Origin of the sequence: Glycomyces sp. NPDC047010, from assembly GCF_040644205.1 — a bacterium.
Taxonomy (GTDB): Bacteria; Actinomycetota; Actinomycetes; order Mycobacteriales; family Micromonosporaceae; genus Glycomyces.
This window is the reverse complement of the sequence record NZ_JBEYVY010000001.1, coordinates 613,719-635,122: the sequence shown is the minus strand read 5'-3', so window position 1 is coordinate 635,122 and position 21,404 is coordinate 613,719. Positions and strand designations below refer to the sequence as shown.

The following is a 21,404-nucleotide window of genomic DNA, read 5'->3' as shown; positions in this document are numbered from 1 at the left end:
CACGTCCTCTAGTGCGGGACGCCGAGGATGCCGGCGACCTCCGCGCGCAGCGCCTCGACGCCCGCGCGGGCGCGCTCGCGGGCCGCGGTCAGGTCGCCGCCGGTGTCCTCGCGGACCTCCAGGTACGCCTTGAGCTTCGGCTCGGTCCCGGACGGGCGGCACACGACGCGGGCGTTCGCCGTCGTCAGCGTGACCACGTCGGCCTCGGGGAGCCGGTCGAGGTAGTCGGTGACCGGTTCGTCCAGCAGCGACGCGGGCTTGTTGGCGCGCAGGCGCTTCATGCACGCGGCGATCTCACTCAGGTCCTCCACGCGCACCGACAGCTGCCCGGTCTCGTACACGCCGAACTCCTCGGCGAGCTCGTCCAGGCGGTCCTGGAGCGTCGCGAACCGGGCGGCCTGCCCGGCGGCGATCTCGGCGACCACGAGGGACGCGGAGATGCCGTCCTTGTCGCGCAGGAACTCCGGCGCGACGCAGTACCCGAGGGCCTCCTCGAACGCGAACGCCAGGTCGGGGCTGGTGCGGGCCAGCCACTTGAAGCCGGTGAGGGTCTCCATGTAGGCGTGGCCGCGCTTCTCGCACATGGCCTTGAGCTGCGTGGTCGACACGATCGTGGTCGCGTAGGTCCCGGTGCGGCCCTTGCGCATCCAGTGGTCCGCGAGGAGCACGCCCACTTCGTTGCCGGAGAGCTGGCGCCAGCCGCCGTCGCCGGTGGGGACGGCGACCGAGCAGCGGTCGGCGTCCGGGTCGAGCGCCAGCGCCACGTCCGCGCCCTCTTCGGCCGCGAGGGCCTTGAGCAGGTCGATCGCGCCGGGCTCCTCCGGGTTCGGGAACGCGACGGTGGGGAAGTCCGCGTCGGGCTCGGCCTGCTCGGGCACGAGCGCCGGGGCCGGGAACCCGGCCTTCTCCATGGCCTTCACCAAGGTGGAGCCGCCGACGCCGTGCATCGGGGTCGCCACGGAGGCGAGGCGCTTGGGGTCGTCGGGGTCGACCACCGAGGCGATGGCGGCCAGGTACTCGTCGAGGACCGTCCCGTCGAGGGTCTCGCCCTCGTCGCCGAGGGGGATCTCCGAGAGCGGCCCGAGCGCTTCGATCGCGGCCTCGATCTCGGTGTCGGCGGGCGGGACGATCTGCGCGCCCGCGCCGAGGTCCCCGCCGAGCTCGCGGCCCAGGTACACCTTGTAGCCGTTGTCCTGCGGCGGGTTGTGGCTGGCGGTGACCTGCACGGCGGCGGCGCCGTCGAGGTGGGTGACGGCGAACGCGGTCACCGGGGTCGGCAGCGGGCCGGGCATGAGCAGGGCCCGGCGGCCGGAGCCGGTGACGACGCGGGCGGTCTCGACGGCGAAGTCGCGGGAGCCGTGGCGGGCGTCGTAGCCGATGACGACGGGTCCTTCGGCGCCCTTGGCGTCCAGCCAGTTCGCGAGCCCTGCGGCGGCGGCGCGGACGACGGCGAGGTTCATCCCGTTGGGGCCCGCGCGGAGCGGGCCGCGCAGACCCGCGGTCCCGAACTTCAGGCGGCCGGAGAACCGGTCGGCGAGTTCGGCGGCGGTCCCGGGGAGGCCGTCGAGGAGCCGGTAGAGCTCGTCGCGGCCGGCCTTGTCGGGGTCGTCGGTGATCCACTGGAGCGCTTCGGCTCGCAGCGCATCAAGGTTCGCGTCGATGGCTGGCGCAGAGTCGGTCATGGGGAAATGGTCGCATATCCGCAGCCTGGGAGACCGGTGTTGCGGACGGTGTGGCCTCAGCCGGTAGCGAACGAGGAGGCGGCGGTGTCGTACACCCCTTGTGATAGGTCCCATGTATCCGCGTCGCCGGAGACGAAGACGCCGAACGTGGTGCCGTCGCCGGCGTCCACGATCGCCCACACCGAGTGCCGCTGCGCGCCGGTGTCGTCGAGGTTCGTGCCGGTGTACTCCAGGACCGCGCCGCTCATGCCGCCGATCTCGGTCGCCTCCAGGCGGACCTGCTCCAGGTCGGTCATCTCGGCGCCGAGGCCGTCGAAGTACTCCGAGAGGTAGCCCTCGGGGTCGCCCGCGCCGCGGTCGGAACCGGAGTAGAACCGCACCCACTGGGTGTCGTCGTCGGGGTTGAAGAACGACACGGAGTCGTCGCCGCCCTCGCCCTCGGACCAGTCCTTCGGGTACGCGACGGTGAAGCCGTCGCCCTCGTAGGTGGCGGTCTCGAACGGCGCGGCGCCGTCGTCGCCCTCGGGGGACTCGCCCCCGCCTTCGGTGGACTCGCCGCCGTCGGACGCGTCGCCGCTGGTGCCCGGGTCCTCGGCGCCCGATCCGCCGCCGTCCTCGCCGGTGAGGACCTTGTAGGCGCCCCATCCGAGGACGAGCGCGAGGAGGATGCAGATCGCGATGACGGCCCCGGACTTCCACGGGTTGCCGCGCTCCGGTTCGGGCTCGACGTCGCGCACCCGCGGGCGCGGGCCCGTCTGGGACGGCGGCCCCTCCTGGTAGCCCTGGTCGGGGCGGTAGGGCGGGGACTGGTGGCCGGGCCCGCCGGGGCCGGCGAACTGCCCGGAGAGGAGGGTCTGGAGTTCGTGGCGCACTTCGGGGAGCTGCATGCGCTGGGCCGGGTCCTTGGCGAGCATCCCGCCGAGGAGCGGCGTGAGCGGCCCGGCGTTGCGGGGGCTCTCCGGGGGCTCCTGGACGACCGCGCGCATCGTGGAGACGGCGTCGCCGCGGTCGAAGGGCGGGCGCCCCTCGACCGCGGCGTACAGGGTCACGCCGAGGCTGAACACGTCGGAGGCGGGCTCGGCCGGGTGGCCGACGGCCCGCTCGGGCGCGATGTAGTGCGCCGAGCCGAGCACTTTGCCGGGGGTGGTGCCGCCCGAGACCTGGTGCAGCTGGGCCGCACCGAAGTCGGAGAGGACGCAGCGCCCGTCGGTGGAGATGAGGACGTTCCCGGGCTTGACGTCGCGGTGGATGATCCCCGCGTCGTGCGCCGCCTGGAGGGCGCCCACGAGCGCGAGGCCGATCTTCGCGGCGACGCGCGGCTGGAGCGGCCCGTCCTGCGAGAGGATCTCGGCGAGGCTCCGGGACTGGAGCAGCTCCATGACGATCCACGGCAGGCCGCCGTGCTCGACGACGTCGAACACGCGGATCACCGACGGGTGCGAGAGCCCCGCGGCGATCTGGGCCTCGCGCCGGGACCGGTCGATGAGCTGGACGCGCTCCTGCGGCGGGAGGTCCGGGGGCAGGAACACCTCTTTGAGGGCCACCTCGCGGCGCAGCACGGTGTCGGTGGCGCGCCACACGGACCCGTTGCCGCCCTTGCCGACGAGGTCTTCGAGCCGGTACCGGTCGCCCACCAGGTCGCCGGGGCGGGCCCGGTTCGCGGGGCCGCCGGGGCCCGGGCGCTGCCCCGGCTCGCCGCCGACGGCGAAGGACTGCCCGAGGTTCCCGTAGTTGCCGTACGAGGAGCTGTGCCGGTACGAGGAGTCGCCGTAGGAGTCCCCGCCGTACGGGTCGCGGTTGTAGCCCTGCTGGCCGGAGGGGTGCGGGTCCGAGCCCGTGAACCTCCCGCCCAGGGACGGGTGCGGGTCGCGCCGCGGCTCCGAGCCGTACGGGTCGCCTTGGGCGCCTTCGGACTCCGGGGAGTACCGAGGGGACGGCACCGCGCCGGATCGGGGGTCCTCATAGGCGCCGGGACCACCGCGACCGTAGTCAGATGAGTACGTCATGCAACCACTCCTCGCGAGGGATCCCTCCTAGTCTGCCGCGTCCCGGCCACCGGTGCGGGACCGGGGATACACAAGTGATCCTCGGTCACGGCGCGGGCGGGGCGCGGGGCCAGGTGCGCGAAGGCGCCGCCGGGGGGCGCACTGCTTCCCGGAGGCGCGGTTCACCACCTAGGATGGCAGCCATGCAGTCGTCACCGCAAGGCCGCGAGGGGATCGAGATCCGACCCGTCTACGGCCCCGCCGACGCCGCGGACGATCTGGCGGAGCGGCTCGGCGAACCCGGGTCCTTCCCCTACACGCGCGGCGTCCACCCGACCATGTACACGTCCCGCCCCTGGACGATGCGCCAGTACGCGGGCTTCGCCACGGCCGCCGAGTCGAACCGCCGCTACCGGGACCTCCTGGCCGCGGGCACGACCGGCCTGTCCGTCGCGTTCGACCTGCCCACCCAGATGGGCTACGACTCCGACGCCCCCGAGGCCGCCGGAGAGGTCGGCAAGGTCGGCGTCGCCGTCGACTCCGTGGCCGACATGCGGACCCTCTTCGCGGACATCCCCCTCGGCGAGGTCTCCACGTCGATGACGATCAACGCGCCCGCCGCCGTCCTGCTGCTCCTGTACCAGCTGGTCGCCGAGGAGCAGGGCGTCGACCCCGCCGCGCTGCGCGGGACGATCCAGAACGACATCCTCAAGGAGTACATCGCCCGCGGGACGTACATCTTCCCGCCCGCGCCGTCCCTGCGGCTCGTCGCCGACACGTTCGCGTACTGCGCCGCCGAACTCCCGCAGTGGAACACGATCTCCATCTCCGGCTACCACATGGCCGAGGCCGGGGCGACCCCCGCGCAGGAGCTCGCGTTCACGCTCGCCGACGGCATCGAGTACGTCAACTGCGCGCTCGCCGCCGGACTCGACGTCGACGCGTTCGCGCCGCGCCTGTCCTTCTTCTTCGTCGCCCGGTCCACGCTCCTCACCGAGGTCGCGAAGTTCCGGGCCGCGCGCCGCATCTGGGCCCACGTCATGCGCGACCGCTTCAATGCCAAGGACCCCCGCTCGATGCGGCTGCGGTTCCACACCCAGACCGCCGGGGTCGAGCTCACCGCGCAGCAGCCGGAGGTGAACCTCGCACGCGTCACCGTCCAGGCGATCGCCGCCGTCCTCGGCGGCACCCAGTCGCTCCACACGAACGCGTACGACGAGGCCATCGCGCTGCCCACCGACACCTCCGCGCGCCTGGCCCTGCGCACCCAGCAGGTCATCGCCGCCGAGACGGACCTGACCGACACCGTCGACCCGTTCGCCGGGTCCTACGCCGTCGAGGCCCTCACCGACGAGGTCGAGGCCGAGGCCCTGCGCCTCATCGACGCGGTCTTCGCGCACGGCTCCGCCGTCGCCGCCATCGAAGAGGGCTTCCAGAAAAGCGAGATCGAGCGCAGCGCCTACGAGACGGCCAAGCGCATCGACTCCGGGGAGCAGACCGTCGTCGGCGTCAACAAATACATCCTCAACGGGGACGAAGCGCCCTATTCACCGCTCAAAGTGGACCCCGCGATCGAGGCGGCGCAGGTCGAGCGGCTCGCCGCCCACCGCGCCGGACGCGACGCCGCGGAGCTGGAAGCGGCTCTCGCAGAGGTGAAGAGCGCCGCCGCGGGGACCGCGAACGTGCTCTACCCGCTCAAGCGCGCCTTGAGGGCCGGGGCCACCGTGGGCGAGGTGTGCACGGCGCTCGCCGCCGAATGGGGCCGCCACGTCCCCGCCGACAACTGGTGACCGAATGGACCCGGACCGGTGAACGCACATAGCGTCTGTCGCCGGAAAGCCCTCGCGGGGAAAGACTCGATGCGGACGCGTCATCGAACGGCGACGCGTCCGCCGTCTGTTCAAAAGTCGGATCTCGGCCGTAACTTATCGGCTCGGCAAGCGTTATGCCTTATGACGGCAGGTTCGGCCCACAGGGCCGTGACCGGCTGTCGCGCGGCCGTGACCCCGGGCTCGCCACGATGCGCCCGGAAGCGGCCGCCGGGCGTCGCAAATCACGGCGCTAGCCGCAACGGAGCGCGATCGGATTAAGCTTGCCGGATCGCACTCCAATGGCTTTGATCCTCGAACGCGAATTGCGAGGCGCGAAGGAAATGTACACGCTCACTGCGGAGAAAGTCGTCGAGATGGGTACCGCCACCAAGTCCAATGAGCCGCTGCCGAGTGCCGTCGCACCGGAGTCCTGTCTCGTGGTACCCGCCGCCTTGCCCTCGTTCGACACCGCAGCCGGGAGCGCCACTTCCGGCACCACCGCTTCGGAGCAGGTCATGTCCACATCGCTGCCGGACTTCCTCGACGCCTGGCTCGACGCCCACGCGCACGAGGTCGTCGCGGCCCGCCGCCACATCCACGCGAACCCGCGCCTGTCGCGCCAGGAGCACGACACCGCCGACTACGTGGCCGCGCGGCTCCTCGAAGCCGGGCTCCAGCCCCAGATCATCCCCGACGGCACGGGCCTGACCTGCGACATCGGCACCGGCGACCGGGTCATCGCGATCCGCGCCGACATGGACGCCCTGCCCATCCACGACCCGAAGCAGGTCCCGTACCGGTCCACCGTCGACGGCGTCTGCCACGCGTGCGGCCACGACGCGCACACCGCGATGCTCCTCGGCGTCGGCCGGGTCCTCCACGAGCTGGAGGCCCGCGAGGGCCTGCCCGGGCGCTTCCGCCTGGTGTTCCAGCCGTCCGAGGAGCAGTTCCCGTCCGGGGCGCCCACGATGATCAAGTACGGGGCGCTCACCGACGTCGACGCGATCTTCGCGTTCCACTGCGACCCGCAGTTCCAGGCCGGGAAGATCGGCGTGCGCAACGGGCCCCTGACGGCCGCGTGCGATGTCATGGAAGTCCGCATGAAGGGCCGCGGCGGCCACACGTCCCGCCCGCACCTCACGCACGACCTGGTGAACGCCATCGGCCGCGTCGTCGTCGACGTCCCCGCGCTGGTCAACCGCCGCCTCGACCCGCGGCAGTCCGTCGCGATCGTCTTCGGCGCGGTCCAGGCCGGGGAGGCCGCCAACGCGATCCCGCAGGAGGCCCTCGCGCGGGCCACGGTCCGCGTCCACGGCCGCGAGACCTGGGACATGATCCCGGACCTGGTCCAGGAGATCACCCGCTCGGTCGCCCGCGCCTCCGGCGTGGAGTGCGAGATCGACTACCGCCGCGGCGTGCCGCCGGTCGTCAACGACCGCGCCGCCTCCGCGATGTTCGCCGGCGCTGCGGCCGCCGCGCTCGGACCGGACGCCGTCGTCGAGGCCCCGATGTCCATGGGCGGCGAGGACTTCGCGTACTACCTGGAGCAGATCCCCGGCGCCATGGCGCGCCTCGGGGTCGGGCGCCCGGGGGAGCGGCTCGACATCCACCAGGGCAACTTCGACATCGACGAGGACGCCCTCTCGCACGGCGTGCGCGTCATGATCCACACGGTCCTGGCCGCGGCCCAGAGCCCGGCGTTCTAGACACAGGCGGAGCGGGGCGGGCGCATCGCGTCCGCCCCGCGGCCGTGCTTGCGGAATGTGAACGGAGAGTCCGGGCAAAACGGACATCCGAAGCGCCCCTATCCGAACCGTATCCGGTAGGGGCGACAAGGAGTCGTGAGCTGGGACTACTCAGCGGTCGGGCGCTTGCGCAGGGCCTCGACGTAGTCCTGCGGGGCACCGGCCGCCTCGGCGGCGCGGAGGATCTCGTCCAGGTACCACTGGGACGGCAGGCCGCCCTCGAAGCCCTCGAAGACGTACAGCCACACCTGGCGGTTCGCCTCCAGGGTCGCGGCCTGGGAGTGCATCTTGCGGTAGAGCTTGGAGTTGAAGCCCTCCAGCTCGTCGAGGACCTGCTTGTCCGCCGGGTCGAGGTCGTAGAGCGACACGAAGACCCGCTCGCCGGGCGCTTCGACCACGGTGGCGACCGCGGATTCCGTTCCGAGGTCCGCATTGCCGAAGGTCAGGCGCCAGCCTTCCAGCCAGCCCGTGCCCACCAGCGGCGACCGCGGGCAGGTCGCGCGCATGCGGGCAGGGTCGAGATTCGAGCCATACGCGGCATAGAGATGCACGACTCGAAGATACCCTTAAACCTGCCCGCACTGAAGCATCCCGAACACCGAAAGGCGCGCCCCGTGGCACGAGTAGCGATCATCGGCGGAGGCCCGGCCGGGTACGAGGCCGCCCTCGTGGCGGCCCAGCTCGGCGCCGACGTCACCCTCATCGAGGCCACGGGCGCAGGCGGGGCCTGCGTCCTCTCCGACTGCGTCCCCTCGAAGACGTTCATCGCGGCCTCCAACGTGCTCACCGAGATCCACGAATCCGCCGAGCTCGGCGTGGCGGCCAAGGAGGCCACGACCGACCCCGTCGCGGTCAACGGCCGGGTGCGCCGCCTCGCCACCCAGCAGTCCGCCGACATCGCCCAGAAGCTCGTCAACCAGGGCGTCAACATCGTCTACGGCCGCGGCGCCCTCCGCGTCGACAAGGGCTACAACTACGTCCACGAACTCCACGTGGTCCCCCTCGAAGGCGAGCCGTTCGACGCCGACGCCGACGTCGTCCTCATCGCCACCGGCGCCACCCCCCGCACCCTCACCTCCGCCCCCGTCGACGGCGAGCGCATCCTCACCTGGCGCCAGCTGTACGACCTCAAGGAGCTCCCCGAGCACCTCATCGTCGTCGGCTCCGGCGTCACCGGCGCCGAGTTCGCCTCCGCGTACCTCGCCATGGGCTCCGAGGTCACCCTCATCTCCTCCCGCGACCGCGTCATGCCCCACGAGGACGCCGAGGCCGCCGAGACCGTCGGCCGCGTGTTCGTGCGCCGCGGCATGGACGTGCGCAACCACTCCCGCGCCGCCGCCGCCCGCCGCACCGACGACGGCGTCGAGGTCGAACTCGACGACGGCACCGTCATCCAGGGCTCGCACGCGCTCATCTGCGTCGGCTCGATCCCCAACTCCGACAACCTCGGCCTGCACGCCTACGGGATCACCGTGGACGAGCGCGGGTTCATCCCCGTCGACAAGGTGTCCCGCACCAACGTCCCCGGCGTGTACGCCGCGGGCGACGTCACCGGCGTCCACGCGCTCGCCTCCGTCGCGGCCATGCAGGGCCGCATCGCGATCTGGCACGCGCTCGGCGAGGCCGTGCGCCCCATCAAGCTCGCCCACGTCGCCGCGAACGTGTTCACCGACCCGGAGCTCGCCTCCGTCGGCGTCACCCAGGCCGATGTGGACTCCGGGAAGGTGGACTGCCGCGGCGTCATGCTGCCGTTCGCGTCGAACCCGCGCGCGAAGATGCTCGACCGCACCGAGGGCTTCGTGAAGCTGTTCGCGTGGAAGTCCTCCGGGATCGTCGCGGGCGGCGTCGTCGTCGGCTCGCGCGCCTCCGAGCTGATCACGCCGATCGCGCTCGCGGTGGAGCAGCGGCTCACCGTGGAGCAGGTCGCGCGCACGTTCACGATCTACCCGTCGCTGTCGGGCTCGGTCGCCGAGGCCGCCCGCCAGCTCATGGAGTTCTAGCCCGCAGACGTGGAAGGGGCCCGCGCCGTATCGGCGCGGGCCCCTTTTTTCCCGGTTCCCTTACTCCACGAAGGTCTCGACGCGCAGGTGGCGGATCAGGTGGACGTCGGTGTGGCTGCCCGTGGACGAGGCGAACCCGATCTTGAACGTGTCGGGCGCCGCGAACGGCACGGTGGTCTCCAGGACCCGCTCCCAGCCGGCGCCGTTCAGGAAGTCGAGGTCCACGGTGACCTTCGGGTTCTCGCCGCCGCCGACCTTGAGCTTCACGAGGCGCTTGGCGTCCGCGAGGGTCTCGGAGCGAAGGCTCTCGGGGAAGTTGGTGCCGTAGACGTCGCCGCCGGTGTACTCGCCGATCTTCTCGTCCGTGGCGGTCGTGGCGAGCAGGCAGTAGCCGTTCCGGCCCTCGCCGGGGCCGCGCAGCGCGACGTTGTCGGGAGCCTTGTTCGTATTGACGCTCAGGTAGGACGGGGCCCGGTAGTCCTCGGGGCAGCCCTGGCCGCGGCCCTCGGTGTCGGCCGAGAAGTTGCCCCAGGCGTCGAGGCCGAGGCCCAGGTAGCCGCCGTCGACGCCGTCGAAGTTCTTGTTCTGCGCGTAGCCGAGGCTGCCGCCGAGGGCGCCGGGCTCGGTGAGGTCGGTGCCGCCGTCCACGAGGAAGAACGAGATGCCGTCGGCGCCGGTGCCGCCGTACTGGTACTGCGCGAACGTGACCTCGATGCCGCCCTTGTTCGGGAGCGCCCGGTTGAGGATCGCGGCGCCGTCGTTGTACTCGCTGGCGTCGGTGAGCTGGAGGTACCCGGGCTGCTTCCCCGACTCCGGGACCGGGCCGACGGCCTGGTCGGCGCAGGAGTCGAAGTAGTTCGTGCCGAGGATCTCGGTGGCGCCGGTGAGGCACGCGTCGAGCGAGATCGCGTCCTTCGAGAAGTTCGAGCCGTCGCCGGTCATGGGGGCGTCGACCAGCATCTTCTTGGTGAGTTCGGTGGCGTCCTGGGCTCCGGCGGTCGCGGGGATCGCGGCCAGGGCGGCGGCGAGCAGCATCGAGCCTGCGCCGAGGATGGCAATGCGTTTCACTGGTGCTCCTTCGTTCCTGTCGCGCGACCTCGAAGTGACGGGCCGACTACAGAGCGAAGTTATATGAGAACGGTCCGCGAAGTGGGGATCTTCCCTCAATTGGGGACGGTCCACAAGGGCGCGGCGCGGTCCGGGGGCCGCCCCGCGCCCTTGCGGGTCAGGCGTCCCTGCGGCGCATGGCGATCCACCCGCCGACGAGCGCAGCCGCGGTCCACAGGACGAGGATCGCGATGCCCTCCCAGGGGCCGTAGTCGCGGCCGAAGCGGTCGTCGCCCGGCACCGTCAGGTGCATGATGACCATGCCGACCTGGTCGGGGAAGTACTGCACGACCGGCTGGATCGCCGGAAGGTTCCCCAGGCCCTGCGAGCCCAGGAACAGGATCGGCAGCAGCACCGACAGCGCGACCACCGTGCTGCGCAGCATCACCGCGACCGCCGCGGTGAACAGGCTCAGCAGCGTCAGGTGGAGCCAGCCGCCGAGGAGCGCCTGGATCGTCCACCACTCGTTCAGCGGCGCGGCCGCGTCGCCGATGACGAGGCGCACGAGGGTGTACGAGACGGCCTCCACGAGGAGGGCCGCGGCGGCGAGGGTCAGGCCGATGACGGTCATCTTCGCCGCGTAGAACCGGCCGCGCGAGGGCACCGCCGCGAGCGAGGTGCGGATCGTGCCGGTGGAGAACTCCGAACCGACGGTCGCGACCGCGAACGTCACGAGCACGAGCTGACCGGTGAGCAGCCCGAAGAAGATCGGGAGGACCGCGTCCTCCCTCGGGCCGCCCGGCGAGAAGCCGCGGGCGATCAGGAGCGCCAGGCCCAGTGCGACGAGCGCGAACAGGCCCAGGGTGATCGCGGTGGACCGCACGGAGCGGATCTTCACCCACTCGGCGGCCGTGGCCTGCGTGAACGCGGTCATCGGGTCCCTCCCGCGCGGTACTGGACCGCGTCGCTCGTCAGGCGCATGAACGCCTCCTCCAGGTTCGATCCGGAGTGCGCGGCCACGAACTCCTCGGTGGGCAGGTCGGCGAGCAGGCGCCCGCGGCCGATGACGACCAGGTGCGAGGCCGTCACCGCCATCTCCGACATGAGGTGGCTGGAGACGAGGACTGTGCGGCCCTCGCCCGCGAGGCGCTTCGCGAGCGTGCGGATCCAGATGACGCCCTCAGGGTCGAGGCCGTTCACCGGCTCGTCGAGGATGAGCACCTCCGGGTCGCCGAGCAGGGCCGCGGCGATCCCGAGGCGCTGCTTCATGCCCAGGGAGAACGTGCGGGCCGCCTTGCCGGCGACCTCGGTCAGCCCGGTCTCCTCCAGGACTTCGGCGACCCGGGCGCGGCCGAGGCCGTTGGACCTCGCGATCCACGTCAGGTGCTCGCGGGCCGAACGGGCCGGGTGCAGGTCGCCCGCCTCCAGCAGCGCCCCGACTACTGTGACGGGACGCTCCAGGGCGGTGTACGGACGGCCGCCGACGAGCGCGGTCCCGGCCGTCGGCCGGTCGAGGCCGAGGATCATGCGGATGGTGGTGGACTTGCCCGCGCCGTTGGGTCCGAGGAAGCCGGTGACGCGGCCCGGCTCCACGGTGAAGGTGAGACCGTCGACGGCCGTGCCGCCGCGGTACCGCTTGGTCAGGTTGTGGACTTCGATCACGCCGCCAACGTACGGACGCCGAAGGGCGGCAGGGGAGTCCCCGAAAGTCGCCCCTTGACGCGACGAAAGCGGACGGCCGGGCCCGGCGCCGGGTGCGTACCCTGGCCGCATGAGAGGTCTCCTCGCGGCGGTCGCGGTCGTCCTGGTCGAGTTCGCGGTGTTCGCCATGCTCCCGACCGGGCCCGTCCCCGCGGGCGTCCTCGCGCTCCTCGCCGCCGCGGTCGTCGTGGCCCTGTGGCAGCGGTACCGGCGCGCGGAGCGCGAGCAGGAGGCCGCCGTCAACCAGGAGCGGCTGCGCCTCGCCCGCGACATGCACGACCGCATCGGCCGCCGCCTCGGCCTCGCCGCGGTCCAGGCCGCGGCCCTCGAAGTCCGCGAGACCGACCCCGAGCGGCGCGCCGAGGCCCGCCGCGTCGGCGACTCGCTCCGCGGCGCCGTCGAGGACCTCCACGGCCTCGTCGCGGTCCTGCGGGGCGCGGAGGAGGCCGCCGACGCCGAGTACGCCGACTTCGACCACGCCGCCGCCGCGTCCCTCGCGGCCCGCTTCATCGAGGCCGGCGCCCGCGTCGAACTGCGCCAGCGCGGCGAACCCGGCCCGTTCACCGCGGCCGGGTCGCGCGCGGCCTACGCGGTCCTGGAGGAGGGCCTGGCGAACGCGGCGAAGCACGCGCCCGGGACGCTCGCGGTGGCGACGGTGGCATGGGAGGAGGACGCGCTGCTGGTGACGGTGGAGAACCCGCTCCCGGGGGCCGCTTCGGCTCCCGCTTCTGACATCGCCTCCGGTTCCGGCTCGTATGTCGCCGCTGGCGCCGGCTCGGGTGCGGACGCCGCGGCCGGAGTCTCCGGCTCGGTCGACGGCGCGGCCGTCGGCGCCGTCCCCGTCGCAGACCCGCCGCTCCCGCCGCTCGCGGGCGGGCACGGCCTGACGGGCCTGCGCGAACGCGTGGACGCCGCCGGGGGCCTGCTCGACCACCGGGCCGAGGACGGCCGGTTCCGCTTGAGCGCCATGCTGCCCCGCGTGCGGGAGCCGAAGGTGGCGCGAAGGGTCAAGGCGGCCGCGTTCGCGACGCTGGTGCTCCTGCTGGTGCTCGTGCCGCTCACGTCGGTCGCGGGGGTCCAGGGATGACGGCGCCCGCCGCGGGCCCGATGACGCCCGCGACCTCGGTCCTCATCGCCGACGACGAGCCCCTGGTGGTCGAAGGGGTCCGCACGGTCCTCGAAGCGGCCGGGTTCCACGTCGCCGCCACCGCGCACGACGGCCGCGCGGCCGTCGCCGCCGCCGAACGGCACCGCCCCGACGTGGCGCTCCTCGACCTGCACATGCCGGGCCTCGGGGGCCTCGCGGTCGCCGAGCGGCTCGCCGCGGCGTCCCCGCTGACGCGGGCGCTCGTGCTCACCTCGTTCGGCGACCAGGCGAACGTCCTCGCCGCCGTGGAGCGCGGCGCGGCCGGATTCGTGCTGAAGTCGTGCACCCCTGAGGAACTGGTGACCGCGGTCCGCGCGGTCGCGGCAGGGGAGGCGTACCTCTCGCCCGCGGTCACGCGCATGGTCCTGGGCCTCGTGGCCCCCGAAGCGGCCCCGCGCCGCAGGGACGCCCTCGCCCGCGTCGACCGCCTCGCTGCCCGCGAGCGAGAGGTCCTCGACCTCCTCGCCGAGGGCCTCCCGAACGCCGAGATCGCCGCCCGCGCCCACATGAGCGAGGCCACGGTGAAGACCTACGTCAGCCGCGTCCTCGCCAAGCTCGGCTGCGCCAACCGGGTCCAGGCGGCCCTCCTCGCGAGGGACGCCCGGAGCTGACTACCAGCTGCTGGGGACCGGGGCGCCCTCGGTGTAGCCCGCGGCGGACTGGACGCCGACGGCGGCCCGCTCGTGGAACTCCTCCAGGGTGGTGGCGCCCGCGTAGGTGGCGGCGGAGCGGATGCCCGCGACGATGGAGTCGAGGAGGTCCTCGACGCCGGGGCGCTGCGGGTCGAGGTACATGCGGCCGGTGGAGATGCCCTCCTCGAACAGGGCCTTGCGGGCCTGGTCGAAGGAGGTCTCGCCGGCGCTGCGGGCCTTGACGGCGCGGGCCGAGGCCATGCCGAAGGACTCCTTGTACGGCTTGCCGTTGGCGTCGTAGTGCATGTCGCCGGGGGACTCGTGGGTCCCGGCGAACCAGGAGCCGATCATGACGTTGGAGGCGCCCGCGGCGAGCGCGAGGGCGACGTCGCGGGGGTGGCGGACCCCGCCGTCGGCCCACACGTGGCGGCCCATGCGGCGCGCGGTGGCGGCGCATTCGAGGACCGCGGAGAACTGGGGGCGGCCCACGCCGGTCATCATGCGGGTGGTGCACATGGCGCCGGGGCCGACGCCGACCTTGACGATGTCGGCGCCCGCGTTGATGAGGTCCATGGCCCCTTCGGCGGTGACGACGTTCCCGGCGGCGACGGGCAGGTGCGGGGCGGCGTCGCGCACGAGCTTGAGCGCGTCGAGCATCTTCTCCTGGTGGCCGTGGGCGGTGTCGACGACGATGACGTCGGCGCCCGCCTCGACGAGCTGCGCGGCCTTGCCGGTGACGTCGCCGTTGATGCCGATGGCGACGGCGACGCGGAGCTTCCCGTCGGCGTCGGTGTTGGGCCGGTAGATGGTGTTGCGCAGGGCCCCGGCGCGGGTGATGACGCCGTGGAGGCGCCCGTCGGCGTCGAGGACCGGCGCGAGCTTCACGTTGGTCTCTTCGAGGACCCGGAACGCCTCGGCCTCGGTGGTGCCGATCGGGAGGGTCACGAGGCGGTCGGAGGCGACCTGCTCCAGCTGCGTGAACCGGTCGACGCCGCGGCAGTCGGCCTCGGTGACCACGCCGAGCGGGCGGCGCTCGGAGTCGGTGACGATGACCGCGCCGTGCGCGCGCTTGGGGAACAGCGCGATGGCCTCGGCGACGGTGGCCGTGGGCGGGAGGGTCAGGGCCGCGTCGCAGTCGAGGGGGCGGGACTTGACGCGGGCGATGACGTCGGCGACGACGTCCACGGGGATGTCCTGGGGGATCACGGCGAGCGCGCCGCGGCGGGCGAGCGTCTCGGCCATGCGCCGCCCCGAGACCGCGGTCATGTTGGCCGCGATGATCGGGATCGAGTTGCCGGTGCCGTCGCCGGTGGACAGGTCGACGTCGAGGCGGGACGCCACGTTCGACCGGTTGGGGACCATGAACACGTCGGAGTAGGTGAGGTCGTGCTCGGGCTGGCGGTCGATGAAGCGCATGGCGAGGCCCCCTGTAGGGAGTGGTCGAGGTCCGGCGGCAGAGTAACCGCCGCCGGGTACCCTAACCCGTTTCCGGTCGTGTGGTGCAGTGCTTGTGGTGCTACGCACAGCACTGACCATTGTCCCCCGCGGGATGCCGGGTTGTAAGTCTTGGACCCGACAGATCCGTTACGGTCTCGTGGCGCTACTCGGAGATCCGGCAGATCGGGGCGCCCGCGGCGACGACGTCGCCGATGCCGATCTCCAGGCCGGAGACCGTCCCGGACTTGTGCGCCTCGATGGGCTGCTCCATCTTCATGGCCTCCAGGACCACGATCGTGTCGCCCTTGACCACGGACTGGCCCTCGGACACGGCGACCTTCACGATGGTGCCCTGCATCGGCGAGGGGAGCGCGTCGCCGCCGATGGCGGGTCCGCCGTCGGCCTGCTTCTTCGCGGCGCGCTTCTTCGGCTTGCTGGACGCCACCGGGTTGAGGAGCCCGGCCGGGATCGACACTTCGAGGCGCTTGCCGCCGACCTCGACGACGAGGCTGGTGCGCTCCTCGGCGTCGCCGTTCCCGGCGCCGCCCGCGGTGTACGGCTCCAGCGTGTTGTCCCACTCGGTCTCGATCCACCGGGTGTGGACGGTGAAGTCCTCGGCGAACGCCGGGTCCTCGACGACGAGGCGGTGGAACGGGAGCACCGTGGCGATGCCCTCGACCTCCATCTCGGCGAGGGCGCGCGCGGAGCGGCGCAGGGCCTCCTCGCGGGTGGCGCCGGTGACGATGACCTTCGCGAGCAGCGAGTCGAAGTTCCCGTCGATGACGGAGCCCTCCTCGATGCCGGTGTCGACGCGCACGCCCGGCCCGGCCGGGAGGCGCAGCTTCGTGACGGCGCCCGGGGCGGGCAGGAACCCGCGGCCGGGGTCCTCGCCGTTGATGCGGAACTCGATGGAGTGGCCGCGCGGCTCGGGGTCCTCGGTGACGGGGACCTTCTCGCCGGAGGCGATGCGGAACTGCTCGCGGACCAGGTCGAGGCCGCTGGTCTCCTCGGAGACGGGGTGCTCGACCTGGAGGCGGGTGTTCACTTCGAGGAAGGAGATGGTGCCGTCGACGGCCACGAGGAATTCGACCGTGCCGGCGCCGTGGTACTCGGCCTCCTTGCAGATGGCCTTGGCGGCGCTGTGGATGATCGCGCGCTGCTCGTCGGTGAGGAACGGCGCGGGGGCCTCCTCCACGAGCTTCTGGTGGCGGCGCTGGAGGGAGCAGTCGCGGGTGCCCACGACGATGACGTTCCCGTGCGTGTCGGCGAGGACCTGGGCCTCGACGTGGCGGGGCCGGTCGAGGTACCGCTCGACGAAGCACTCGCCGCGCCCGAACGCGGCCTCGGCCTCGCGGACCGCGGACTCGAACAGGTCGGGGATCTCGTCGCGCTCGCGGGCGACCTTGAGGCCGCGCCCGCCGCCGCCGAAGGCGGCCTTGATCGCGACGGGCAGGCCGTGCTCGTCGGCGAACGCGAGGATCTCGGAGGCGTCCGCCACCGGGTCCTTGGTGCCGGGCACCAGGGGCACGTCCGCCTTCATGGCGAGGTGCCTGGCGGTGACCTTGTCGCCGAGGTCCCTGATGGACTGCGGGGTGGGGCCGATCCAGGTCAGCCCGGCGTCGATGACGGCCTGGGCGAACTCGGCGTTCTCCGAGAGGAACCCGTACCCCGGGTGCACGGCATCCGCCTCGGACCGCTGCGCGATCTTCAGCAGCTTGTCGATCCGCAGGTAGGTGTCGGCGGCCGTGAGGCCGTCGAGGGCGAACGCCTCGTCGGCCAGGAGGGTGTGGGGGGCATCGCGATCCCCGTCGGCGTAGACGGCGACGGACTCGAAGCCGGCGTCACGGCAGGCCCGGATGACTCTCACTGCGATCTCGCCGCGGTTGGCGATCAAAACCTTGCGCACGTCCCGCAGTGTAGTTGCCGGGTATCCGGCCCCGGGAGCACGGCGAGAGTCAAGGCCCGGAAGAACCGGCACGAACCGGACTGTTTTTGGAGGGTCTCCATAAGACGGGTTGTCCATTTTTTAGAGTGATCCATTAAACGATCGTTCAGGGCGCTACTCGCCGAGCCCCTCGCGCCACATCGCGACCTGCTCCACGAACTTGTCGGTCTGGATCGACTCGCGCCAGTACTTCGCCTGCGCCGCATCGAGGTCCGGGCCGATCTGGAGGTCCCCGGACTCGATCCGCTCCGCGGTGGCCTCGCACCACTCGGCGTCCACCGCCCACAGGTCGGCCTGGCGCTTGATCATCGCCCGCGCGTGGGCGGGGATGAACGCCTCGGCGTTCGCCTCCTTGAAGTCGGAGGTCGTGGAGGCGAGCACCTGGGTCACCATCTCGACGCGCCCGTAGAGCGTCTCGGCCCGCTGCCTGAGCATCGCGGTGTTCTCGGCGGGGGTGAGGACCTGCGCGAACGTCCACGCGGTCTGGAACGGGTCGTCGGCCGAGGAGACCTCCCACAGCCTCTCGCGCAGGGTCCGCTGGAACTCCGCCTCGCCCTTGGCGGTGACCTTGTACATGGTGCGCGCGGGTCGCGCGTCGACCGACTCGGTGCCGGTGACCTCGATGCTCCCGTCGGCGGTGAGCCGCTTGAGGGCGTGGTAGATCGAGCCCGCGCCGATCTCGGACACCCCCGGCAGTCGCCAGGAGTCGAGCTCCCGGCGGACGAGGTAGCCGTGGACGGGGCCGAGCCACCTGACCAGGCCGAGGACAAGCAAGCGCGTGCTCCACATGCCGCCAATATTACTTCAACGTTGACTATGGCGCCAAGGACACGGAAACCGAGTTGCGGGCGTCTCAGGGAAGTGGTTATAGTCAAACTTGAACAAGGAAACAGGTTCGCAGAAACCCAGGTTCACAGCAACACCGTCCACTGAACCGATCCACCCGTGAGGTACCAATGCTCATCGAGACCAAGGGGCTGAAGAAGACCTTCAAGTCCCGCGGCAAATCGGTCGAGGCCGTGCGCGGCGTCGACCTGTCCGTGAAGGAAGGGGAGATCTTCGGACTCCTCGGCCCCAACGGCGCCGGCAAGACCACCACGATGCGGATGCTCTCCACCCTCATCGAGCCCACCGAGGGCGCCGCGAAGGTCTGCGGCCACGACCTCGCCAAGGACGCCGCCGCCGTCCGCCGCGACATCGGCTACGTCGGCCAGGAGGGCGGCACCTGGGGCGAGGTCACCGCCCGCGAGGAACTGGTCATGCAGGGCCGCCTGTACGGCATGTCCAAGAAGCGCGCCGCCGAGCGCGCCGAGTCGGTCCTGGGGTCCTTCGACCTCACCGAGTTCGCCGACCGCAACGTCAAGACCTACTCCGGCGGCCAGAAGCGCCGCCTCGACATCGCGCTCGGCATCATGCACGAGCCGAAGCTCCTGTTCCTGGACGAGCCGACCACGGGCCTGGACCCGCAGTCGCGCGCCCACATGTGGGACGAGGTCCGGGCCCTGCGCGAACGCGGCACCGCGGTCTTCCTCACCACGCACTACCTCGACGAGGCCGACGCCCTGTGCGACCGGCTCGCCATCATCGACAACGGCGAGGTCGTCGCCGAGGGCACGCCCCTCGAACTCAAGAAGGAAGTGGCGGGCGACGTGGTCGCGATCGGCGTCGTCGGCCTCGCCACCGAAGCGCTCGACCTCCTCGGCGCCAAGGACTTCGTCCGCGAGATCGAAGCGGGCGAACCCGACCCGGCCACCCGGATCTCGACCCTGCGCATGTACGTCGACGACGGCGCCGCCGCCGTCCCCGAGCTCCTGCGCGCCCTCGACGCCAAGGACATCGCGCCCGCGTCCATCGAGCTGCACCGGCCCAGCCTCGACGACGTGTTCCTCAAGCAGACCGGCCGCTCGCTGCGGGAGGAGAACTGACATGAAGGCACTGCGCGACACCTGGCTCGTCTACTCGCGGGCCATGAAGCTCAACCTGAAGCAGCCCGTGTGGCTGGTCGTCATGCTCATCCAGCCGCTGTACTTCCTGATCTTCTTCGCCCCGCTGCTCAACGGCCTCGACGGCGCCCCCGGATTCGAGTCCGGCGCCATGGAGACCTTCGTGCCCGGGCTGATCATCATGATGGCCCTGTTCGGCTCCACCTTCGTCGGCTTCGGCCTCATCGCCGAGCTGCGGGCGGGCGTCATCGAGCGGATGCGGGTCACGCCCGTCAGCCGCGCGGCGCTCCTCATCGGCCGGACCCTCGCGACGGTGACGACCACGCTCATCCAGGCACTGCTGCTCGTCGTCCTCGCCGCCCCGATCGGCGGCCTGACGATCTACTGGCCCGGCGTGTTCCTCATGTTCGGGATCATCATCCTGACCTCGTTCATGCTCGGCGCGCTCTCCTACGGGGTGGCGATCGTCCTCAAGAGCGAGGACACCCTCGCGCCGGTCCTCAACACGTTCGTCCAGCCGATCATGCTGCTCTCGGGCATCATGCTCCCGATGGCCCTCGCTCCGCAGTGGCTCCAGAACGTGGCCGACTTCAACCCGTTCTACTACGCGGTCGAGGCCGCCCGCTCCCTCTTCGAGGGCGACATGGGCGCCAACGCCATCTGGCAGGCCGCCGCCTACATCGGCGCCCTCGCCATCGTGCTCGTCTGGTGGGCGACCCGCAAGTTCGCCCGCGCCGTGGCTTGACACCAGGAAACCGGAAACCGCCGCGAACCGAGAGGTTCGCGGCGGTTTTTCGTCATGCCTTAAAGCGTCTCGACGCCGTCGGCGCCGCGGAGCGCGCCCCTCGTGTCGAGGACCGGGACGCCCGCGGGGAGGGTGTCGGGGGCGTACTCGGCGTGGTTGGTGAGGAGGACGATCAGGTCCGCCTTGGCGGTCGCGAGATCGGCGACGCGCTCGACCTCGTGGCCGCCGACGTTCCAGGTCGTCACGTGCGGGTCGTGGTAGGCGACCTCGGCCCCGGCCTCGATGAGCTTGCGGCCCACCGGGGTCGCGGGGGACTCGCGCTGGTCGGCGATGTCGGGCTTGTAGGTGACGCCGAGGAGGAGGACGCGGGCGCGCGAGAGCGCGATGCCGTTGCCGTTGAGCTTCGCCATGGCCCGGTTGACCACGTACTCGGGCATCCGGTTGTTGATCTCCTGCGCCAGCTCCACGAACCGGAACGGGTACCCGAGGGTCCGCACCTTGTAGGACAGGTAGTTCGGGTCGATCGGGATGCAGTGCCCGCCGACGCCCGGCCCCGGGTAGAACGCCTGGTAGCCGAACGGCTTGGTCTTGGCGAGGCCGATCGCGTCCCACAGGTCCACGCCCAGCTCGCGGCAGAACACCGCCATCTCGTTCACGAGCGCGATGTTCACGTGCCGGTAGGTGTTCTCCAGGAGCTTCGCCATCTCGGCCTCGCGCGGGCCCTTGGCCTCCACGATCGTATCGATGAACCGCGAGTACAGGGCCGTCGCGGCGGCGGTGCACTCGGGGGTGAGGCCGCCGACGACCTTGGGGGTGTTGACGATCCCGTAGACCGGGTTGCCCGGGTCGACGCGCTCGGGGGAGAACGCGAGGCGGAAGTCCGCGCCCGGCTCCAGGCCCGACTCCTCCCGGAGGATCGGGGCCACGACCTCCTCGGTGGTGCCCGGGTAGGTGGTGGACTCCAGGACGACGAGCGCGCCGCGCTGAAGGTATTGCCCCGCGGAGCGGGACGCGCCGATGACGGCGGCCAGGTCGGGGCCGCCCGCCTCGCCGAGGGGCGTGGGCACGCAGATGACGACGGCCCTGGCGCGCGACTGGACCGAGGCGTCGGTGGTCGCGGTGTAGCCCTGGCCGATCATGACGGCCAGTTCGGCGTCCGCGATGTCGTCGATGTGGCTCGTGCCCGCGTTGAGGGCGTCGACCACGCCCTGGGAGCGGTCGAGGCCGACCACTTTCAGGCCCTTGGCGGTCGCCGCCTGCGCGAGGGGCAGGCCCACATAGCCCTGGCCGACCACGACCAGGTCGACGTCCGGGGCCGGCTCGTTCGGTGCCGCGTCGTTAACCACAGTGGAGTCCTTTGCGAATCGGCAGGGTGGGTGCTCGGGGGTGAATCGAGATTAGCAACGGCAACGCCCAGGGGTCCAACCAGGGCAAACGTCAATTCGAGTTGGCTATTCGTTCATTCATTCGTCATGTAATGTGCGCGTAATCGTCGATCCGGGGATCTGTTCACCGATTGATAGGCGAATGTTCACCATTCCCCGGGGGCGCCCGCAGCCTCGCCGACCAGCGGGAACCGGTACC

At 71.7% G+C, this 21,404-nt stretch carries 17 protein-coding genes; 7 read left to right on the top strand and 10 right to left on the bottom strand.

The window, feature by feature from the left end:
- Positions 1-8: 8 nt before the first annotated feature.
- Positions 9-1,682, bottom strand: coding sequence for a phospho-sugar mutase (locus tag AB0A65_RS02945; RefSeq protein ID WP_359945249.1), 1,674 nt, complete (start codon positions 1,680-1,682; stop codon positions 9-11).
- A gap of 56 nt (positions 1,683-1,738) precedes the next feature.
- Positions 1,739-3,688, bottom strand: coding sequence for a protein kinase (locus tag AB0A65_RS02940; RefSeq protein ID WP_359945246.1), 1,950 nt, complete (start codon positions 3,686-3,688; stop codon positions 1,739-1,741).
- A 182-nt stretch (positions 3,689-3,870) separates the two neighbouring features.
- On the opposite strand from AB0A65_RS02940, the gene AB0A65_RS02935 reads away from it, so the two are divergent.
- Positions 3,871-5,457, top strand: a complete 1,587-nt coding sequence (locus tag AB0A65_RS02935) for a methylmalonyl-CoA mutase family protein (protein WP_359945243.1) — start codon at positions 3,871-3,873, stop codon at positions 5,455-5,457.
- A 536-nt stretch (positions 5,458-5,993) separates the two neighbouring features.
- Positions 5,994-7,184 carry an amidohydrolase gene (locus tag AB0A65_RS02930; protein ID WP_359945240.1) on the top strand — a complete coding sequence of 397 codons (1,191 nt, stop codon included), beginning with the start codon at positions 5,994-5,996 and terminating at the stop codon, positions 7,182-7,184.
- Between the two features lie 146 nt (positions 7,185-7,330).
- On the opposite strand, the gene AB0A65_RS02925 is transcribed toward AB0A65_RS02930, so the two are convergent.
- A complete protein-coding gene (locus tag AB0A65_RS02925; RefSeq protein ID WP_359945237.1) occupies positions 7,331-7,774 on the bottom strand; it encodes a gamma-glutamylcyclotransferase family protein in 444 nt (147 codons plus the stop codon).
- Positions 7,775-7,837: 63 nt separating this feature from the next.
- Here AB0A65_RS02925 and AB0A65_RS02920 point away from each other — a divergent pair, with 63 nt between their 5' ends.
- Positions 7,838-9,223 (top strand): NAD(P)H-quinone dehydrogenase, encoded by a 1,386-nt coding sequence (locus tag AB0A65_RS02920; RefSeq protein WP_359945234.1) that lies wholly within the window; start codon positions 7,838-7,840, stop codon positions 9,221-9,223.
- A gap of 60 nt (positions 9,224-9,283) precedes the next feature.
- On the opposite strand, the gene AB0A65_RS02915 is transcribed toward AB0A65_RS02920, so the two are convergent.
- The 3 genes from AB0A65_RS02915 to AB0A65_RS02905 form a co-directional block, all read right to left on the bottom strand.
- Positions 9,284-10,291 (bottom strand): hypothetical protein, encoded by a 1,008-nt coding sequence (locus AB0A65_RS02915; protein WP_359945231.1) that lies wholly within the window; start codon positions 10,289-10,291, stop codon positions 9,284-9,286.
- A 157-nt stretch (positions 10,292-10,448) separates the two neighbouring features.
- Complete coding sequence (locus tag AB0A65_RS02910) at positions 10,449-11,204, bottom strand: ABC transporter permease (RefSeq protein ID WP_359945228.1); 756 nt, start codon at positions 11,202-11,204, stop codon at positions 10,449-10,451.
- Positions 11,201-11,932 carry an ATP-binding cassette domain-containing protein gene (locus AB0A65_RS02905; protein ID WP_359945225.1) on the bottom strand — a complete coding sequence of 244 codons (732 nt, stop codon included), beginning with the start codon at positions 11,930-11,932 and terminating at the stop codon, positions 11,201-11,203. The genes AB0A65_RS02910 and AB0A65_RS02905 overlap by 4 nt, the downstream gene beginning before the upstream one ends.
- Positions 11,933-12,041: 109 nt before the next feature.
- On the opposite strand from AB0A65_RS02905, the gene AB0A65_RS02900 reads away from it, so the two are divergent.
- Together AB0A65_RS02900 and AB0A65_RS02895 are read left to right on the top strand one after the other, a co-directional pair.
- Positions 12,042-13,058, top strand: coding sequence for a histidine kinase (locus AB0A65_RS02900; protein ID WP_359945222.1), 1,017 nt, complete (start codon positions 12,042-12,044; stop codon positions 13,056-13,058).
- The gene (locus tag AB0A65_RS02895) at positions 13,055-13,729 is read left to right on the top strand and encodes a response regulator transcription factor (RefSeq protein ID WP_359945219.1); all 675 of its coding nucleotides are present in this window, start codon (positions 13,055-13,057) and stop codon (positions 13,727-13,729) included. The genes AB0A65_RS02900 and AB0A65_RS02895 overlap by 4 nt, the downstream gene beginning before the upstream one ends.
- Here AB0A65_RS02895 and AB0A65_RS02890 read toward each other — a convergent pair whose 3' ends face one another.
- The 3 genes from AB0A65_RS02890 to AB0A65_RS02880 all read right to left on the bottom strand — a co-directional run bounded on the left by AB0A65_RS02890 (position 13,730) and on the right by AB0A65_RS02880 (position 17,921).
- Positions 13,730-15,166 (bottom strand): GuaB1 family IMP dehydrogenase-related protein, encoded by a 1,437-nt coding sequence (locus AB0A65_RS02890; RefSeq protein ID WP_359945216.1) that lies wholly within the window; start codon positions 15,164-15,166, stop codon positions 13,730-13,732.
- 184 nt (positions 15,167-15,350) lie between these two features.
- Complete coding sequence (locus AB0A65_RS02885) at positions 15,351-17,093, bottom strand: biotin carboxylase N-terminal domain-containing protein (RefSeq protein WP_359945213.1); 1,743 nt, start codon at positions 17,091-17,093, stop codon at positions 15,351-15,353.
- A gap of 153 nt (positions 17,094-17,246) precedes the next feature.
- A complete protein-coding gene (locus tag AB0A65_RS02880; RefSeq protein ID WP_359945210.1) occupies positions 17,247-17,921 on the bottom strand; it encodes a PadR family transcriptional regulator in 675 nt (224 codons plus the stop codon).
- Positions 17,922-18,088: 167 nt separating this feature from the next.
- On the opposite strand from AB0A65_RS02880, the gene AB0A65_RS02875 reads away from it, so the two are divergent.
- Both AB0A65_RS02875 and AB0A65_RS02870 read left to right on the top strand, forming a co-directional pair.
- Entirely contained in the window at positions 18,089-19,057 is a 969-nt protein-coding gene (locus AB0A65_RS02875; RefSeq protein ID WP_359945207.1) for an ATP-binding cassette domain-containing protein, read from the top strand.
- Between the two features lies 1 nt (position 19,058).
- Complete coding sequence (locus AB0A65_RS02870) at positions 19,059-19,820, top strand: ABC transporter permease (RefSeq protein ID WP_359945204.1); 762 nt, start codon at positions 19,059-19,061, stop codon at positions 19,818-19,820.
- Positions 19,821-19,879: 59 nt separating this feature from the next.
- On the opposite strand, the gene AB0A65_RS02865 is transcribed toward AB0A65_RS02870, so the two are convergent.
- Positions 19,880-21,166: a nucleotide sugar dehydrogenase gene (locus AB0A65_RS02865; protein WP_359945201.1), complete on the bottom strand. Its 1,287-nt coding sequence runs from the start codon at positions 21,164-21,166 to the stop codon at positions 19,880-19,882.
- Between the last annotated feature and the right edge of the window lie 238 nt (positions 21,167-21,404).

Bases quoted from the DNA above. Each gene is read 5' to 3' on its own strand.
- AB0A65_RS02945 (WP_359945249.1), bottom strand. From the start codon at position 1,682: ATGACCGACTCTGCGCCAGCCATCGACGCGAACCTTGATGCGCTGCGA.
- AB0A65_RS02895 (WP_359945219.1), top strand. From the start codon at position 13,055: ATGACGGCGCCCGCCGCGGGCCCGATGACGCCCGCGACCTCGGTCCTC.
- AB0A65_RS02910 (WP_359945228.1), bottom strand. From the start codon at position 11,204: ATGACCGCGTTCACGCAGGCCACGGCCGCCGAGTGGGTGAAGATCCGC.
- AB0A65_RS02900 (WP_359945222.1), top strand. From the start codon at position 12,042: ATGAGAGGTCTCCTCGCGGCGGTCGCGGTCGTCCTGGTCGAGTTCGCG.
- AB0A65_RS02935 (WP_359945243.1), top strand. From the start codon at position 3,871: ATGCAGTCGTCACCGCAAGGCCGCGAGGGGATCGAGATCCGACCCGTC.
- AB0A65_RS02875 (WP_359945207.1), top strand. From the start codon at position 18,089: ATGCTCATCGAGACCAAGGGGCTGAAGAAGACCTTCAAGTCCCGCGGC.
- AB0A65_RS02890 (WP_359945216.1), bottom strand. From the start codon at position 15,166: ATGCGCTTCATCGACCGCCAGCCCGAGCACGACCTCACCTACTCCGAC.
- AB0A65_RS02940 (WP_359945246.1), bottom strand. From the start codon at position 3,688: ATGACGTACTCATCTGACTACGGTCGCGGTGGTCCCGGCGCCTATGAG.
- AB0A65_RS02870 (WP_359945204.1), top strand. From the start codon at position 19,059: ATGAAGGCACTGCGCGACACCTGGCTCGTCTACTCGCGGGCCATGAAG.
- AB0A65_RS02930 (WP_359945240.1), top strand. From the start codon at position 5,994: ATGTCCACATCGCTGCCGGACTTCCTCGACGCCTGGCTCGACGCCCAC.
- AB0A65_RS02880 (WP_359945210.1), bottom strand. From the start codon at position 17,921: ATGTGGAGCACGCGCTTGCTTGTCCTCGGCCTGGTCAGGTGGCTCGGC.